Here is a 15,732-nt window from a genome sequence, read left to right as displayed (position 1 = left end):
GGTTCCATTTACTTTTAGCTTAATCTTAATATAAATATCCAGTCTTATCTCTGATGGCTCTACTCCCGAATCACCTTGATTTTTCTTCTATTTGCAATGAAACTACTCAAGAAACTGATAATGGTAATCAGCCCAATGACAAGAGGGAAAATAAAAGTGAAATACATTTCAAAGCTTATCTTATTTTCTTGTAGCAATCCTGTTCTCCAAAGACCGATAGCAACAAAAATAGCCAGTCCCATCACAATCAAGGTTTGAAGGAAAGTTCTTTTTAGCATTTTTTTCTTCGCCTCTCCTACTTCACATTCTGAAACCTCATAGATATCGAGTTCCAAACGATGAATCACCTGCTCTTGTTGGTACAGAGAGTAGCAAAATACTAAAAACGTGATCACACCGACACAATCTGTAGTGAACATGAAACTGAGCAGGAATCCAAGGATAATCCCCGACATAAAGAGCATGTACATGTTGTTCCCAAAGGTACTCAATTCTTTTTCCTTGTATTCGTCAAGCTCACCTTTAATATCGTAGAAGGCTTTAACACATTTCAATTGCCAGTTTTTATTCATCATCATCGATCCTCCAAAATAAAGAATTCAAATCCGTCCCAAGCTCTTTTGCCAGATTGATACAGAGATCTAAGGAAGGGTTATACTTCCCATTCTCAATCATATTAATCGTTTGCCTGGAAACTCCAATACTTTTTGCCAAAGCCAATTGAGAAAGACCAAGATTGACTCTGTATTCTTTCACCCGGTTCACTTGGCACCTCCTAATCACAAATGTGTCAAATATATTTGATACATTTGTTTTACAATATTAGTTGTTGAATGTCAACTATATTTGACATCATTTTCTAAAAATATTTTCTCAATTTTTAAAAAATAAAATAACGATAGACTTCTGCAGTTCAGTTTTCAACATATTATTTTTAATTCTATTATTTGAATGTATGGTAAAATAACTAAAATAATGCTAAAAATCAACGTTAAAACGATAAATGCCACGCAAAGTAGCAAAAATAATGAGAATGCAACCTCTACTTGCTTGTGCTGTAATCATCGTTTATTCTATACTAAAATCAGTCATATTGCTACTTTATGACAAATTACATCATAGAATATAGAGGAGGTCATACAACATGACATTTGCTGAAAAATTAAAATCCATACGTAAACAAGTAGGGATGTCACAAGAACTTTTAGCTGAAAAAATCGGTGTATCAAGACAAGCTGTAACAAAGTGGGAAACAGGTGCTGGAATTCCAGATATCGAGAATATGATATCCATCTCAAACCTATTTAACATCTCTATCGATGAGCTAATCTGTAATGAAAGAACTAGTCTTAAGACAAGCGAATATCTTTTTGAGAGTATCACAGAGTATGATATCGATAAGATCAAGAGCTATGATATGAAATTTGGAGGCGCAGAAAAGTTTGTATTGTCCGGATACAAGGGAGAAAAAATTCGAGTTCGTCTGGTATCCAATCTTCTTTCTACACTTCAAAATGATTTTAAAGTAAAAATTGATGATAGTAGAAAAAGAATTGACCTAGATGTAAAACGTTACAATGGTGTAACAGAGGCAACGGCTAAAGAAACGGTCAGTATCTTTGTGCAAATCCCAACTCGCTATATTAGTCACATTGAATGCGCGGTTCGTGCAGAGTCTGTAGAAATTCACTCTCTAGAATGTGACAATATCGAACTAGACGTTAAGACATCTCGTATTACCCTAGAAGATATTTCAGGTAAAGTAAAAATAAATTGTAATCTTGATATGGAAGTATTATGTCATTCATTAAACGGTGAAGTTAACATTAACCAGATTTCAGCAACATCCAGAATTCGTATTCCTGAAAACAGTTTATTTACAGCTGTTACCAAAGGGATTGGAACAAATATTTATTATGAAAAAAATGGGCAAAAAACTGAACCTTTCGATTCACCCGATGCAGATAATATAATTGAATTGAATGGTATTAAGAGTGAACTAGTTATCTATACAGCTGAAGAAAGAGGGTAACTAAATGAATGTAAATTATTTAAAAAGATACATCATCAGTTCTTATGTCCTTGTTTGGGCACTCATTATTTTCGTAGCAGCTCCTGCAAGTTTAATATTTAAGGTTCCACCTGTTATCATGTGGATTGTACGAAATATCGTCGCATGGTCTCCATCATACCTGCTTTTATTTGGATGGAAGTATTTCAGGACTGATGAGAAAAGAACAACTTTCCTTAAGCGGTGTTTCTCTGCTAAAGTGTCGCTACTCCCACTTCTATCTTCATTTGGTCTGACATTTGGGCTCAGTTTTTTATCACTCTTCATCTACTCACTTATGACCCAAAAAACAATGTTCTCCTACATTAATCTAGGAACCGTATCATTGCCACTAAGTGTTTTCTTATCATTTACATCAGGTCCGACTGGTGAAGAATTAGGGTGGCGAGGTTATATGAGAGAAGAATTTAATAAAAAATATCATTTTTTAAAATCCTCTATCTACCAAGGCCTAGTCTGGTGTTTCTGGCATACACTTCTGTGGGTTGTAGATTCAAAATTTACGGACTGGCGGGCCGTTCCTTATATTATTTCTAATATAGTTGTGATTACATCTATTACTATTTGTATGAATATTATTTTGGAAAAATATAATAATCTGATTTATTCTATTTTCATGCATTTTGGCTTTAATATCGTTTATGTATTTTTGGATGCCAATATCGGATTTTTTATCATTTTGACCTTGCTATACCTACTTATCACACCGATTGCAATTCATATACGAAATAGAACTGTGGAGAGATTATAATGAGAAAAATCCTCCATTAACCGTACAAAATTTTAAGCCCATTCTGAGAAAAAGCCAACAATTAACTTTTAAAATGAAATCACTTGCAAATTCCTTAGTTTAGTCATTATTTAATCTATCGCTATTTCACTCTATTACTGTTTCAGTAACAAGCTTACCCAATCAACAGTTCGAACTAAATATTTCATTTCGCAGAATCATAGAGTAGGCTCTAGGATTTTCAGTGATCTTGCGACAGTGACCATATCCTTGCCAAATATGAAATTTGGCTTGAGGATACTTTTGGGGGAGAACTTTTTTAGCAGCTATCAAGTCGAATTCTTTTGAACCATAAAAGAATACACAACTTTTTTGTTCCTCTGGCGTAAGGTTGGGCAAATCCACAAATGCACAATCATGGGAAATATGTTTGATGCTTTCTTCATCCATAGCAATGAAAGAATCTGCCATCATCACTCCTTTTTCTCCATAAAGTGAAACCATCTTTCGAACAGCTAGATCTCTGTTGCGTATAGCCTTTCTATGTTTTTTTAGCAATAGGTACCTAGTAAATACATCAAGCAAAGGTGATTTTGTCCATAAACTTACCCCCTCAAAAACAACCTTACCAAACCCGATATCCTTATATTTCAATAATTTTAGTAAAACGACTCCACCCAAAGAAGCACCGAACGCTAAACGCAAGTCTTTAATATGATGATCCTTTAAATATTCATAAATCATTTGGCTTTCCTTAAGAGCCGATTCGTAAATGGTCGAAGCTGATTGCCCATGTGCAGATAAATCCGGAATGATATATCTAAACTCTTGTCCCATCTGATCTGCAATCAGCGATTTCATCCCTTGTGCAGAAGATAACATTGGATGGATTAATAATATCGTCTCCTTCTGATTAGAATTAAGATCAAGAATGTTCATTTTTTTCCACCAGATTTCCTTCCTTTACTACTCTTCTTAAGTTTCATCCAGATAAATATTGACTGCTAGGTATTCTTGCTTTTTAGCATAAGCAAATACATCTGAGGCTCTAATATAATCAGAAATATTTTCCTCGATATCTTCGTCCCAGGTCGCTTCACTGAAGATTTGATTATCTTCACTAGCTTCATAGAAAATATCAAGGTGAACTTGATAAAACTCTTCATCTTCATTTGGAACTTGCCTTACTAACGATAGTTGAAACAAGGGTTTATTAGATATAGCTGAATATGCCCCTGTCTCAAATAAAATCATCTCATCCTCAATAGGAACGCTACACAAATCTTCAAAGATTTCTACCATATCCTCTAAAGGCATCTTATCAGTGATTCTATCTTTTAAAAATTCAAGTGATTGCTTCATGCTTTTCCTCTTTCTACATAATTGCCATCAGAAACTGACTTAAAATTAAAAATGACTTATAAATCAAAGTAGTATCTTCTTATTGGTGTTGCTACTATAGATGCCATAACAACTATACCGATAACAATCCATAGCCAGATATTCCTTTGGGCCTCTTCGATGACAAAAGCACTAAAATAAAGGATCACCCAAAGTATAGACAGATAGAGAGATCCCACACCTAAAAAAAGCCCTGTCATCCAAGTGTAGGGAAATGGTTCCCTGATAAGATAATTCTCTAAAATAAAATAAGAAACACTCTCTCGAATTCACTTAACTTTCTTATCTCTAATCTAGATTTTAACTCAACAGAATGACTAATATCAGCTTGGAAAAAATCTATTAAAAAGGAGAACCCCTACTCCCTTCATTATACTACATAAATAGGATAAAAGACTGAACCATATAGTTTTCACCTTGGTTTCAGTCTTATTTTTTTATAAGAGCCACGTTGTAAAATGAAGTGCAACACAAAGTTCCTCATCCTACTTATAAAAAATCTTCACCCAATCCTGCTTTGCACTTAGGATACGAGCAACATACACTGTATGCTTCTCCATATAATAAAATGCGAGATAGTTCTCTATTGGCATATAACGATAGGGGTTTCCATCATTCGTCATCTCACCATACCCCCGGCTTGATACCAGAGGACATGCTTCTGGAAACAGTTCTAGTGTCTCAAGAGCGCTTAATAGCAAATCGACTTTGCCATCTGCAGCTTGCTGGCTATAAAAATTCACAAGAATATAGTCGTGAATCTCTCGCAAGTCCTGCTTAGCTCGATCTGCAAGAAAGACCTGATAGCGTTTCAACTTAGTCAAGACCAAATTCCTTTCTCACATCGGCTACAGAAGTGACTTTTCCTTGAGCAATTTCCTGGTGCCCCACTAAAATCTCCTTCTTCAAATCCTCAAAGGCCACTTGATACTGCGTGTTCTGCAAATCACTTGAAACAAATTCTCTTGGATCCACAGTCCCGTTGGCAATTTTTCGAAGTGCTGCATTCAGGACATCTGACACAGAAATTTTTTCATCTGCAAGTACTTCTTTTGTTTTCTTGTAAAACATCGCATCTGCGCGAAAATTCACTGCTTTCGTGTTTGCCATTTCTACCTCTCCTTTGTACATACAATTTGTATATACATTCTACCATACGAAAGAGAAGGGATTCAAGTGAAAAATAGATTCTTCTTTCACCGAATATAAGTTGCAATAGATAAGAAAGCTGAGTTCATAACTGGTGATAAATAGTTTTGACAGAAAAAGGTGATAGATTGTACTGTCTATCACCTTGTGTTTGCTATTGATCATATTGTAATTGTACTTTGTTTTTCTAAATCATGACACATACTCAGCAATAATATTCTAAAGGGTAGAAATTATGTCAATATTTTGTCACATGCTTCATTTTATCTATGACCTCTCTTTCTTTTCTCGAAAATGAAAAGGTCTTTTTCAATCAAATTTTTTTAAAATAATCTTGTTCATGACGTTACGTAACGATGTATAATAGGTATGAGGAGGTGGGTAATGATGGCTAAATATAGAGCAATTCCGGAAGGATTTATGACAGTTGGGGAACTTGCTAAGAAAATGGACGTTACCATCCGTACTCTACAATATTACGATAAAGAGGGGCTACTTTCCCCATCGGCAGAAAGTGAGGGAGGTCGCAGGCTTTATACCGATAAAGATATAGTGCTACTCCATCAGATTCTATCTTTAAAATCACTAGGCTTTTCTCTCAAGGATATAAAGAGCCGTTTGATCTCTTTAAAAACACCTGATGATGTTGCTAAAGCTCTTACAGAGCAGGCAGATGTTCTTCGTAAAAATATAGAACAACTTAAGGATTCTTTGGTCGCAATAGAGCAGTTAAAGGTAGAAGTTTTACAAATACAAACGGTCAATTTTAAGAAATATGCAGACATTATTGTCAATCTACAGATGAAGAATGACTCCTACTCTCTCATTAAGCGCTTTGATGATGATACGCTCGACCAGATACGCAGTCGATTTGACAAAAAAAGCGGGCAAGACTTTATGGATAGGTTGAACCGCCTAAGTGATCAAATCGTGGAGCTTCAAAAAGAAAACGTGCCAGTTGAAAGCGAACAAAGCCAGCAGGTTGTGCAAGAATACTGGAGCTTGATTATGGAGTTTACAAATGGTGATATGAGCATGCTTCCGAAGTTGATGGAGGTTGGGAATATTGATACCGCCTCAAACGCTTGGGAAGAAAAGCAAAAAATCGTTAATGATTATTTAGGGCCTGCTTTACAAGTCTATTTTCAAGGCTTGGAACCAATCCCCTTGAGGAGGTAGAAGCATGAAAGACGCAATAGAGGTTTCTGGATTAAAGAAAAGTTATGGTAGCAATATGGTTCTTAGTGGTCTCGATTTTCAAATCAAACAAGGAGAAATCTTTGCTCTGCTCGGAGTGAACGGAGCTGGTAAAACAACCACGCTTGAATGTATCGAAGGTCTGAGAAAATATGACGAAGGCACTATCGTTGTAAACGGGAAAACCGGAATTCAACTACAGTCCTCCTCTCTACCCGCCCACATCAAACCAATGGAAGCCATAAAGCTCTTTGCAAAATGGAATCATACATACATTGATGATGCTATGCTAAAGGCCCTTGGCATAAAAGAAATGAAGGAGTCGCAATACATAGAATTATCCACCGGTCAAAAAAGAAGATTACATCTTGCTCTTGCACTTATCAGTAATCCGGATATTATTTTTCTCGATGAACCGACAGCGGGACTTGATGTTGAAGGACGACTGTCCCTCCATGAACAAATCCGAAAGCTCAAATCACAGGGCAAGACAATTGTTTTGGCAAGCCACGATATGGCCGAAGTTGAAACCTTATGTGACCGCATTGCTATTTTGAATAATGGAAAGATTGTCTTTTGTGGTACTCCTTCAGAACTGACAGACAGGTTGGGAAGAAAATATTTCATCCATTTAAAGACCCGGGACGGAGAGGAATCTTTTGAAACAGATACGATCGAGGACACTTTGATTTCATTATTGGAAGAATGCAAACAGAAACATATCCATGTATTGGATATTAAGGTGGATCGTGGCACACTGGAGCAGCATTTCATCGAAATGGCAAGGAGGGGATCGGAATGAAAGGATTCTTATATAGCCTAGCATTACAGTGGAAATTGGACATACGAAGTAAGTCTCTCTTGGTTACTTACTATATTGTACCGCTTATTTTCTTTCTTCTCATGGGTGGTATTTTTACTTCCGTTATGCCTGAAATGGGTAGTACACTCATACAGTCAATGATTGTCATGAGTGTTTCCATGGGGGCCTGTCTCGGCTTACCGTCTTCCTTGATTGAAACATACGGAAGCGACATAAAAAAGATTTATAAAGCAAATGGTGTGCCTATTCACTTAGGATTGGTGACCATGGTTCTCTCTGCCTTTGTTCATTTGATAATGACTTGCATAGTGATCCTACTACTTGCTCCAATTTTATTTAAAGCAAGTCTACCGAATCAACTTCCCCTATTCTTTCTCGCACTGGCAATCTACATTTTCGTATCGTTAAGTATCGGGAGTATACTGGGCCTTACTGTAAAAAATCAAGCAAAGCTTACCATGATAGCGCAACTTGTCTTTTTACCCTCAATTATGCTCTCAGGAATCATGTTTCCTAGCAACTTACTACCTGGTTTTCTTCAAGCAATCGGGCGTCTTTTCCCCGCTTCTTGGGGATACCGCTTGATGCTAGATCATGGTTTTGGTCTTGAAAATCTTTGGTATCTGATTCTTATATCCTGTATCTCAGTAATGACTTGTATCCTCCTCTTGAATCAGCAAAAATCTAACTAGGTTCCTGAATAAATCCATGGCAACATTAACTTTTAAGCAAAAGCGACGAGATTGTTACTTATCTCGTCGCTTTAGTGTTTTTGGTTGTCTTTATCTAATCTGTGTTATGTTATTGAAACTTCTTGCTCCCATCGTCTGAGAACATCCTTTAAAGGCTCATCTAGATAGGTATAGGCCTTGTCATTAATCCAATCAGGAATACCATATGCGGCCTCTGCTATACTTCCGGTAATGGCAGCAAGAGTATCACTATCCCCACCAAGAGAGATGGCATTTCGAATAGCATCTTCAAAATCTGTACTTTCAAGAAAAGCAATGATGGCTTGAGGTACCGTATCCTGACAGGTTTCATTGAAATGATAAGTAGGACGAATGTCATCGAGTGATTGCGAAAGGTTATATCCGTACTCTTTCTCTATGTATTCCCTGATGCGTCTCTTACATTCTGCCGGATCATCATTGATTGGTTGCTCGTAGTCGCCAAAGTAGCCTCCAAAGTAATAACGACACAGAAAGATAGCATCAGACGTCGCCATTGCTCCCTTGACACCCTCTGGATGGTTATGAGTCACCTCTGCAGAAATTCTCGCAAGATTTCTACTAGATGGCCAAGTACCTGTTCTTGCAAAGAAACCACAATCCATGATCCAAGCACAAGGAGAAACACGCATGGCAGAGCCATTACCAAAGCTATTATAAGGGGAACAATCATTGCTTTGAATCCATGTATTAAACCTAGGCCCGTACCCAGCATCGGGATACATTCTACCATATTTCTTCATGGCATCAATAAAGTCATCCTTCTGACCACCGTTCATGATGGCTTCAGCAACAGCACAGGTCATAACAGTGTCATCAGTGAAAAAACAATCCTCACGAAATAATGGAAAGTCTTTCGTTTTAATATTGCCCCATTCGTAAACAGAACCTACAATGTCTCCTACTATTGATCCTAGCATAAGATTCCTCCTTACAGCATATCAGATTTCCAAAGGATCACTCTTTAAAAACGGCTCAACCAAATCAATCCACTCTTGAGGCAGGTAAGCTGATAAATAGCCATGGTTATAGCCCTTTGCTTCATACAGGATCGTGTTGGGATGTAGGTGCTGAAATAATTCAGCCGATGCTTTCACACAGTTCAATTCTTTTTCACCATAGATATACAGAACCTGCGCCTTACTAGCAGAAATTGTGTCCTTGAGCTTGTAACGCCCCATATAAGTTTTGTAAATGGTCACCAATGTTTTGATAGGTGTCCTTGGCAGATCCTCCAAATAATAAGCTTTTATTTCCTCCGGATAAGCCAGGTTAGGATAGAGTTTGTTCATCATGCTTAATTGAAGTTTGCAAGAGAATTTACTGAACATCAATTTACCAAATAGAGCTACTAGAAAGATACTGATTTTAGCTAACCCTGGTTGAGGAATACAGAGGCTTCCATCTATGATGGCCTTCTCAGCTATCTCGCTGTCTAATGACAAAAGCTCCATGGCAATTTGACCACCAAGTGAAACGCCACCGATCGCAAACACCTTTCCACCACAGTTTGCTTTGATATATTCTAGGATCTCCAAAGCAGAATCTTCCGTAGAAACATAATCGATGTGATATTCTTCGCCGTGGCCATTCAAAGTGGGTAGAATAACACGGTAGTCTTCTGACAAAATCCGTGCTTGACGAAGATAATTCCACCAAGAACTACCTCCGCCATGTATCAGTAAGATCGGAGGCAAATTCTTATCACCAAATTCATGGAATTTCATGTTTAAACTCCTTACTGTGAGACTTTCAATAGGTACATCCCTCGTTTGACATTATTGTACTGATATTTTAGACAGAGTTTTTATTATCTATCCCACAAAAAAGAATGAACCTGCCACTCCTTTCTGAAATCTATACCTCCACCTATTTCTCCAGTTTTATCACCTTATCATAGCGCTTCAAGTCCTCTTCACTATAGTGATGAATCACTTCTACGAGTGCTTGAGGGAGGGAGAAGAGAAGGAGACTGATTCTCTCTTGATTTTTAAAGTCCAGATTTGCTTTGACCTCATCAGCTAGGATAAATTGGCGATTGTGATAGAGAGCACGGGCAATTTCTAAGCGCTGCTTCTCACCACCTGACAGAGTCTGGTTGCTAAGGTTTTTGTTTTGAAGAGCTTTCAAACCAGTTTGATGCAGGATTTCGTCCATCCTTACAGTATCAAGTTCTTGTCCCAAAGCAATATTTTCCTCTAGGCTCAAACCATCAAAGATATGACTAGACTGGAGAATGTAAGCTCCTGCCTGATAGAGTTCATCCGAGGTTAGTTCTTGCCCATGGTAGCGAATCCGACCATGACTAGGTTCAATTTCACCATAGATTAGGTTCAGTAAGGTTGTTTTTCCAGATCCACTTTCTCCGATAATGGCAATCTTTTCTCCTTCCTCAATAGTAAGGTCACAAGAGGCTAGGATTTCTTGACCATCACGCTCTACACTGACTTTCTCTAACTGGATAGGAAAGACGGAACCTTCGAGAACAGAAGTCATATCCAAGTCTACTCCCAACAATTTTTGATATTTATCACAGAGAGACTTGGCTGATTTTCTAGTATTGATAAAGTAAGATAACTCCTGAAATTGATAGCCAATATTATACGATACGAGGTAAATCCCTACAAAGCTAGCTGCAGATAGGTAGTTATAATATGTCATGAAACCACCAATGACAATAGGCGCAACAGAACAAAACGCATCAATTCCATTGATAAAGAGACTATTTATAGTCCGCTGCTTTTCATAGGCGATTTCTTCCTTTAGAGCCTTGTGCAAATCTTTAGAGAACAGTTTGTAAAACAAGCTTTGTCCCCGATAATACCGTATGGAACGGGCACCTGCGATCATATTGGTTGCTTGAGAGACATAGGCTTGATTAGCTAAGGACTTCTCCTTCGTAATTTCATCCAAACGTTTAGAGCCAATTCCACTACAAAGAACAGGTATCGAATAAAAAATGATAAAAAGCAGACCAAGATAAAAGTTAGTCCAAAGAGCGTAACAGATAGAGACGGTTGTAAATCCCAAAGAAGAAATGATAATAACAGTCGGCTCAATATAATTATCTTCTAGCTGTTTTACATCATTTTCCAAGTCTGACAAAACTTCTTCATCCGCTATCCGACGGCTATATAGAAAAGTCTGAAAGATCCCCTTCTTAATACCCGACTTGAAGTCTGTCAGCACTCGTGCGTAGTAATAACGTTTCCCCGCCAAACCCAGCAAGAGAATCAGATTTCCAACAATCCCCCAAAACAAGACCTGCCATAGCAAATGCAACTGGTGATTGGTAAAACTAGAGACAATATACTGAATCAAAGCTGGTGTAATGATAGCCTCCAGCCAAGTAATCATAATCGCTATAAAATAGAAGAATAGGTGCTTCTTGGTTACATAAGATCTAAGCATAACGTATAAACCTCCTAAAGTTATTTACCAACTTAGATAGTCGCTCTTTAACTCTTTGCTGGGATACAAACACTTTAAAAATATTTCATTCAAATATTTCTAAGCTACTACCAGAAGAACTACAGATGCAACGTGGTGCTGGAAAGCATCTTTATTGTAGAATAAAAGTGACTAGTCTGGCTTTGTTATTATACTATTGAGCGAATTTATCACTCTAAGAGAAGAGTTAAAAGCTGATTATGTCTACTCTAAAATATTATAACATAGAAAAATAAAAGGGTAAATGGAAATTGAATCCTAACAATTCCATCTATCAAACCAAGATACTAAACTTATACTCTTTCTCTAATATTTCCTATGTACACGAAAAAAGCCTTGACCTCAAGGCTTTTTACAATCCCTTTCATTACAAGGTTTTTACTCTTTTACCTACCGTTTCGTCGTACACTCCTTACTCTACGACAGCTATACCCCAGGGCACCTTCTCGCATGTGCGGACTCAAAAGGTTCAGTGAACCTTTTGAGGATTAGCTACGTTTCACTAACAAACTCACACACTCTACGTATGGTGCTAGTAAACTTCTATATTATAGAACGAAAATGACTAAGTTGTTGTTTAAAATTAAACTTTAGAATGAAACTATTTTATAGTTAGCATTTTTCAAGCTTTATAGCTGATAATTGTCACTTAATAAATTTACTTGCTAACTTGTAAACTTTTTGAATCTCTTTACTCTTAACATCCCAACTATCAAGTTCTTCTTTGATCAACTCTGGAAATTTTTTGCCAATATCCCTCAAAGCATTACCAACTGATTTTCTAACATATTCACTAGAATCTTCTTTTAATGTTGCGATTCGTTTAATAGCTTCATCTGGATTATCCTTGAAATATGGTCTACTCGTCCATATTCTCAAACCTTCTGTAACAGCTCTTCTGACATTTGGATTATTATTTTGTAGCCAGTCGTCAATAACCGGAAGAGATTTTTCATAACCTGTTTGCTTACAAAATTCATCAAATGCTTTTGCTAATACTTCTTGAACTCTCCAATTGTCATCCTTTGAAACCTCATCCCTCATAAAGATCAAAATTTCTTCATACGATGACAAATGGCCAAAGAGAAATACACTGTACATTCTAACTTGATATACATTGGATTTAAAAGCTAAAAATGCTAATTCTTTGGTATACACATTATCGTTTGATAGATAATCAGCAAGAGCTCTTTTCTCTTCTTCTTTAAATCCATTTTCTATTAAAGAGAATTCTTTTTCTAAATTTAAAATATATTCTTTCATGTAACTTGACCCCAAAACAACATTCCAAGTTTCAAGATAATTCTCGATAGGTATTAATAAAGAATTGAATTCGTTATAATATGAGCAAATAATCTTGACATTTTTTCAAATTGATATTTAAACTCTTTTATTATTAAGCCTTTTTCTCAATCAAATACCAACTAGGAATGATTTGCTTCATATCATCATACCATTCTAAAATTTCCTTAGCTTGATGTTTCATTACTGATATTTCTTCAGCTCCGTAAGGTACAGCCCATGACAGAGCACCAACTATGTTATTTAGAATATAGATAGCGAGAAGCTTCCAAAATAAATCTGGAACCTTACCATCAAAATATCCATCTATCATACCAGACGCAAAAGAGGGAGAAACTTGAGCAGACCATACAATACGATTGAATTCCTCCCAAGGATCTCCAAGATCAAATCGATCAAAGTCAATGACATAGATTTTACGATCTTCACCAATCATGAAATTCCCGATATGATAATCTCCATGTTGGAAAACCTGAGGTCTATCTTTTAACAATTCTCGATTTGCATTTAAATAATCAATAAAAATCTGACCATTTTCGTATTGAACGGGACATTCTTTGTATTTTTTGATTTTGTCATCAATTTTTCGATTATAAAAGACCTCCCAATCTTCACGAACTTCTGTGACAGGGAGTGAATGAATTTTTTGAAGGATTCTTCCTGCTTCTACTCCGTAAATGTATTGTTGTTCTTTTGAAACAGTTAAAATGGTTTCTCTTGCATCTTTCCCGTCTATCCATTCGTGAAAAGAATGTACTTTGTCATCGCAGAGTTCAATGCTAATTGGTTTACACATCGGAACTCCAAGAGAAGCTACTTTCTCCATCATATCAAATTCAAATTTTTTAGAATCTAACTTCTCCTTATCAGAAACACGCAAGAAATATTTTTGCTGTTTTTGATCTGTCACACAATATTTTTTATCATCTGACCACCCTTTATTTATGGCTATCTTACCACTAAAATCCATCAATAACTCCTCGATTAACTTTACAACATTACTATATTCTTAACTAATGAAAAGTAATTCGTAGTCCGTCCATTCTTTTACACTTCCTAAAGATATATAAATTTTGACCACGTTCTGAAATTATAATTTCTTCTTAAAGTGAATAATTCTATTTGCCTCCTGGAATCCAATATTGAGATGAAATCTTATAGAATCCGTATTCGTTAAAGTACAATCACTTGCAAATTCCTTACATCCTTTATTTTTCGCCCATTCCTCACATTTTGTACAGAGATTTTTAGCAATATCCTTTAAACGATATTCCTCGTCGACAATAATCCCTTCTAAGAATCCAACAGGACTATATTTACAACCTTCAACATAATCAAATCTGAGTGAACATAGTGCTAGACCTACAATTGTGTCACCTTCAACTTCAGTAAAGATTGCAGTATTTTTGCCATTCGTATATTTTTTTACTTCATCAATAGCTTCTTTATCGGTCAATTGGGGCCATAATTGTTTCATTAGTTTAGCCGTTTTTATAGAATCTTTTGTTATTCCATCCATACTGATGTTCCTCCGCAAATTACAAGCAAATGTTACGAATCATGCTGTTACTTTGTTACTCATTGATTGATACCAATACCATCCCCTTCTACTTTTCGACTGTCTCAGATTGGAAGAGCAGTGGTACGACCTCAACATGAAACGAGTGAACACTAATTATGCTAGATAGTCTTGTCTGTTCTATAAACTTTTTAACGATAGCATAAGGTTATCGTTAAATGGTATAACCTAGATAAACTGAGATTTCATAATTTCTTTTTCTTTGGTTTTGGTGCAGGTAACTCATCATACATTGAATTAAATAAGCCGGTTAAATATTCTTTGTTGTCAACATCATCTACCAATAGCATTTCCTTTGCACCTTCATACGGCAATTCGTATTCTACATTCGGCATATACGCTATTGCAGATTTGACAGGCTTCACTAAAAATCTATCATCATAAATTCCACCTATGATTTTCCCTCGATAATAAATTATATATTCACCCATCATTGCTCTATATGATATTTCTTCCAACTCGGACAATTGTTCTAAAATGAAATCTAAATATTCTTTACTTGAAGCCATTTTTGCTATCTCCCTTAATTACTAAAATTTCAATAGTCCATTTTCATAAAATTGAAAATTGGGTCCCCAAGAAACTTCCCAATAATATCCATCTAAATCCGAAAAATATGCGTGATATCCACCCCAGAAAAGTACCTGTGGCTCTTTTACAGTTTTTCCACCTGCTTTTCATTACTAATTCTAGTACTCGCCAATATAGTATAAATTAAATGACCAATTAAAATGAAGATAAAAATAACATAGCAGCCAGTCTTACAACTTACTACTTTTCAAATGATAATTTATAAATGTCTTTCCAGCCACTCGATCTTCTTAAAATCCTTATTGTTATTGTGATCATTTCGATAGGAGTCTTGAGAAGAAGCTTTGTAAATACTTAGATACTGCTCCAGACTTGGAAGACGAAAAGTGATACCTTCAGTGTGAATAAGCTCTATATCCGATTCCGAAACTCCTGCAAAATCAGGTAAGGAATCGATACTTCCAAATTCAACACTCACTCGATCCTTTTGGAATTCATGCTCATGAATATCTATTAAGACGTAGCCTAAGTCTTTCATCGCTTTCATTATCTTGTCCCAATCATAAATTCTGAGATGATCAGGTGCTTCCCAACCTCTAGGGTCACCAGGCACATGAATGTCAATGTCAGACGGCCCCCAATTTTCTTTCGTTCTAAACTCCAATCCCAAAGACCCCATCAGTGTCGGTGTAATTCCGACTCGATTTAAATGGAAACAAATGGTTTTAAATTCTTCAAATAAGAGACTCATGTTTACTCTAAACCTTT

The 15,732-nt window shown here is 36.3% G+C and carries 19 protein-coding genes and 1 pseudogene; 5 read left to right on the top strand and 15 right to left on the bottom strand.

Annotated elements, in window-relative coordinates; all coding sequences use genetic code 11:
* Positions 1 to 59: 59 nt before the first annotated feature.
* Together HMPREF0833_RS01850 and HMPREF0833_RS01845 are read right to left on the bottom strand one after the other, a co-directional pair.
* Positions 60 to 578 carry a DUF3278 domain-containing protein gene (locus HMPREF0833_RS01850; protein WP_013903448.1) on the bottom strand — a complete coding sequence of 173 codons (519 nt, stop codon included), beginning with the start codon at positions 576 to 578 and terminating at the stop codon, positions 60 to 62.
* Positions 565 to 765, bottom strand: a complete 201-nt coding sequence (locus tag HMPREF0833_RS01845; protein WP_003003382.1) for a helix-turn-helix transcriptional regulator — start codon at positions 763 to 765, stop codon at positions 565 to 567. The genes HMPREF0833_RS01850 and HMPREF0833_RS01845 overlap by 14 nt, the downstream gene beginning before the upstream one ends.
* A gap of 379 nt (positions 766 to 1,144) precedes the next feature.
* On the opposite strand from HMPREF0833_RS01845, the gene HMPREF0833_RS01840 reads away from it, so the two are divergent.
* Both HMPREF0833_RS01840 and HMPREF0833_RS01835 read left to right on the top strand, forming a co-directional pair.
* Positions 1,145 to 2,032, top strand: coding sequence for a helix-turn-helix domain-containing protein (locus tag HMPREF0833_RS01840; protein ID WP_013903447.1), 888 nt, complete (start codon positions 1,145 to 1,147; stop codon positions 2,030 to 2,032).
* 4 nt (positions 2,033 to 2,036) lie between these two features.
* A complete protein-coding gene (locus tag HMPREF0833_RS01835; protein ID WP_013903446.1) occupies positions 2,037 to 2,822 on the top strand; it encodes a CPBP family intramembrane glutamic endopeptidase in 786 nt (261 codons plus the stop codon).
* 162 nt (positions 2,823 to 2,984) lie between these two features.
* Here the strand turns inward: HMPREF0833_RS01835 and HMPREF0833_RS01830 are convergent, their stop codons facing one another.
* From HMPREF0833_RS01830 to relB, 4 genes are all read right to left on the bottom strand, one after another.
* Complete coding sequence (locus HMPREF0833_RS01830) at positions 2,985 to 3,740, bottom strand: alpha/beta hydrolase (protein WP_013903445.1); 756 nt, start codon at positions 3,738 to 3,740, stop codon at positions 2,985 to 2,987.
* 36 nt (positions 3,741 to 3,776) lie between these two features.
* Positions 3,777 to 4,163, bottom strand: coding sequence for a hypothetical protein (locus HMPREF0833_RS01825; protein ID WP_013903444.1), 387 nt, complete (start codon positions 4,161 to 4,163; stop codon positions 3,777 to 3,779).
* A 524-nt stretch (positions 4,164 to 4,687) separates the two neighbouring features.
* Entirely contained in the window at positions 4,688 to 5,026 is a 339-nt protein-coding gene (locus HMPREF0833_RS01820) for a type II toxin-antitoxin system RelE/ParE family toxin (RefSeq protein WP_013903442.1), read from the bottom strand.
* A complete protein-coding gene (relB, locus tag HMPREF0833_RS01815; protein ID WP_041818170.1) occupies positions 5,019 to 5,312 on the bottom strand; it encodes a type II toxin-antitoxin system RelB/ParD family antitoxin in 294 nt (97 codons plus the stop codon). The genes HMPREF0833_RS01820 and relB overlap by 8 nt, the downstream gene beginning before the upstream one ends.
* 423 nt (positions 5,313 to 5,735) lie before the next feature.
* Here relB and HMPREF0833_RS01810 point away from each other — a divergent pair, with 423 nt between their 5' ends.
* From HMPREF0833_RS01810 to HMPREF0833_RS01800, 3 genes are read left to right on the top strand one after another with little or no spacing between them, the layout of a single operon-like run.
* Entirely contained in the window at positions 5,736 to 6,530 is a 795-nt protein-coding gene (locus tag HMPREF0833_RS01810) for a MerR family transcriptional regulator (RefSeq protein ID WP_255309067.1), read from the top strand.
* Between the two features lie 4 nt (positions 6,531 to 6,534).
* Entirely contained in the window at positions 6,535 to 7,350 is an 816-nt protein-coding gene (locus tag HMPREF0833_RS01805; RefSeq protein WP_013903439.1) for an ABC transporter ATP-binding protein, read from the top strand.
* Positions 7,347 to 8,063 carry an ABC transporter permease gene (locus HMPREF0833_RS01800; RefSeq protein ID WP_013903438.1) on the top strand — a complete coding sequence of 239 codons (717 nt, stop codon included), beginning with the start codon at positions 7,347 to 7,349 and terminating at the stop codon, positions 8,061 to 8,063. Before HMPREF0833_RS01805 ends, HMPREF0833_RS01800 begins: the two co-directional genes overlap by 4 nt.
* Before the next feature lie 104 nt (positions 8,064 to 8,167).
* Here the strand turns inward: HMPREF0833_RS01800 and HMPREF0833_RS01795 are convergent, their stop codons facing one another.
* The 9 genes and pseudogenes from HMPREF0833_RS01795 to HMPREF0833_RS01760 form a co-directional block, all read right to left on the bottom strand.
* Positions 8,168 to 9,022, bottom strand: a complete 855-nt coding sequence (locus tag HMPREF0833_RS01795) for an ADP-ribosylglycohydrolase family protein (RefSeq protein WP_013903437.1) — start codon at positions 9,020 to 9,022, stop codon at positions 8,168 to 8,170.
* 21 nt (positions 9,023 to 9,043) lie between these two features.
* Positions 9,044 to 9,829: an alpha/beta fold hydrolase gene (locus HMPREF0833_RS01790; RefSeq protein WP_013903436.1), complete on the bottom strand. Its 786-nt coding sequence runs from the start codon at positions 9,827 to 9,829 to the stop codon at positions 9,044 to 9,046.
* Positions 9,830 to 9,971: 142 nt separating this feature from the next.
* Complete coding sequence (gene gggC / locus HMPREF0833_RS01785) at positions 9,972 to 11,513, bottom strand: streptosactin export ABC transporter GggC (protein ID WP_013903435.1); 1,542 nt, start codon at positions 11,511 to 11,513, stop codon at positions 9,972 to 9,974.
* A 684-nt stretch (positions 11,514 to 12,197) separates the two neighbouring features.
* Positions 12,198 to 12,815, bottom strand: a complete 618-nt coding sequence (locus HMPREF0833_RS01780; protein WP_013903434.1) for a DNA alkylation repair protein — start codon at positions 12,813 to 12,815, stop codon at positions 12,198 to 12,200.
* A 133-nt stretch (positions 12,816 to 12,948) separates the two neighbouring features.
* Complete coding sequence (locus HMPREF0833_RS01775; RefSeq protein ID WP_013903433.1) at positions 12,949 to 13,824, bottom strand: aminoglycoside phosphotransferase family protein; 876 nt, start codon at positions 13,822 to 13,824, stop codon at positions 12,949 to 12,951.
* A gap of 120 nt (positions 13,825 to 13,944) precedes the next feature.
* Positions 13,945 to 14,373, bottom strand: a complete 429-nt coding sequence (gene aac(6') / locus HMPREF0833_RS01770) for an aminoglycoside 6'-N-acetyltransferase (RefSeq protein WP_013903432.1) — start codon at positions 14,371 to 14,373, stop codon at positions 13,945 to 13,947.
* Between the two features lie 245 nt (positions 14,374 to 14,618).
* Positions 14,619 to 14,942, bottom strand: coding sequence for a TfoX/Sxy family protein (locus HMPREF0833_RS01765; protein ID WP_013903431.1), 324 nt, complete (start codon positions 14,940 to 14,942; stop codon positions 14,619 to 14,621).
* A gap of 21 nt (positions 14,943 to 14,963) precedes the next feature.
* Positions 14,964 to 15,104, bottom strand: a pseudogene (locus HMPREF0833_RS11175) (VOC family protein); the annotation flags it as partial.
* Positions 15,105 to 15,223: 119 nt separating this feature from the next.
* Positions 15,224 to 15,715, bottom strand: a complete 492-nt coding sequence (locus tag HMPREF0833_RS01760; protein WP_013903430.1) for a phosphoribosylanthranilate isomerase — start codon at positions 15,713 to 15,715, stop codon at positions 15,224 to 15,226.
* Positions 15,716 to 15,732: the final 17 nt, after the last annotated feature.

It is taken from the genome of Streptococcus parasanguinis ATCC 15912, from assembly GCF_000164675.2.
GTDB lineage: Bacteria > Bacillota > Bacilli > Lactobacillales > Streptococcaceae > Streptococcus > Streptococcus parasanguinis.
Note: the sequence above shows the minus strand (reverse complement) of the source record. Positions and strands in the feature narration are given on the sequence as shown.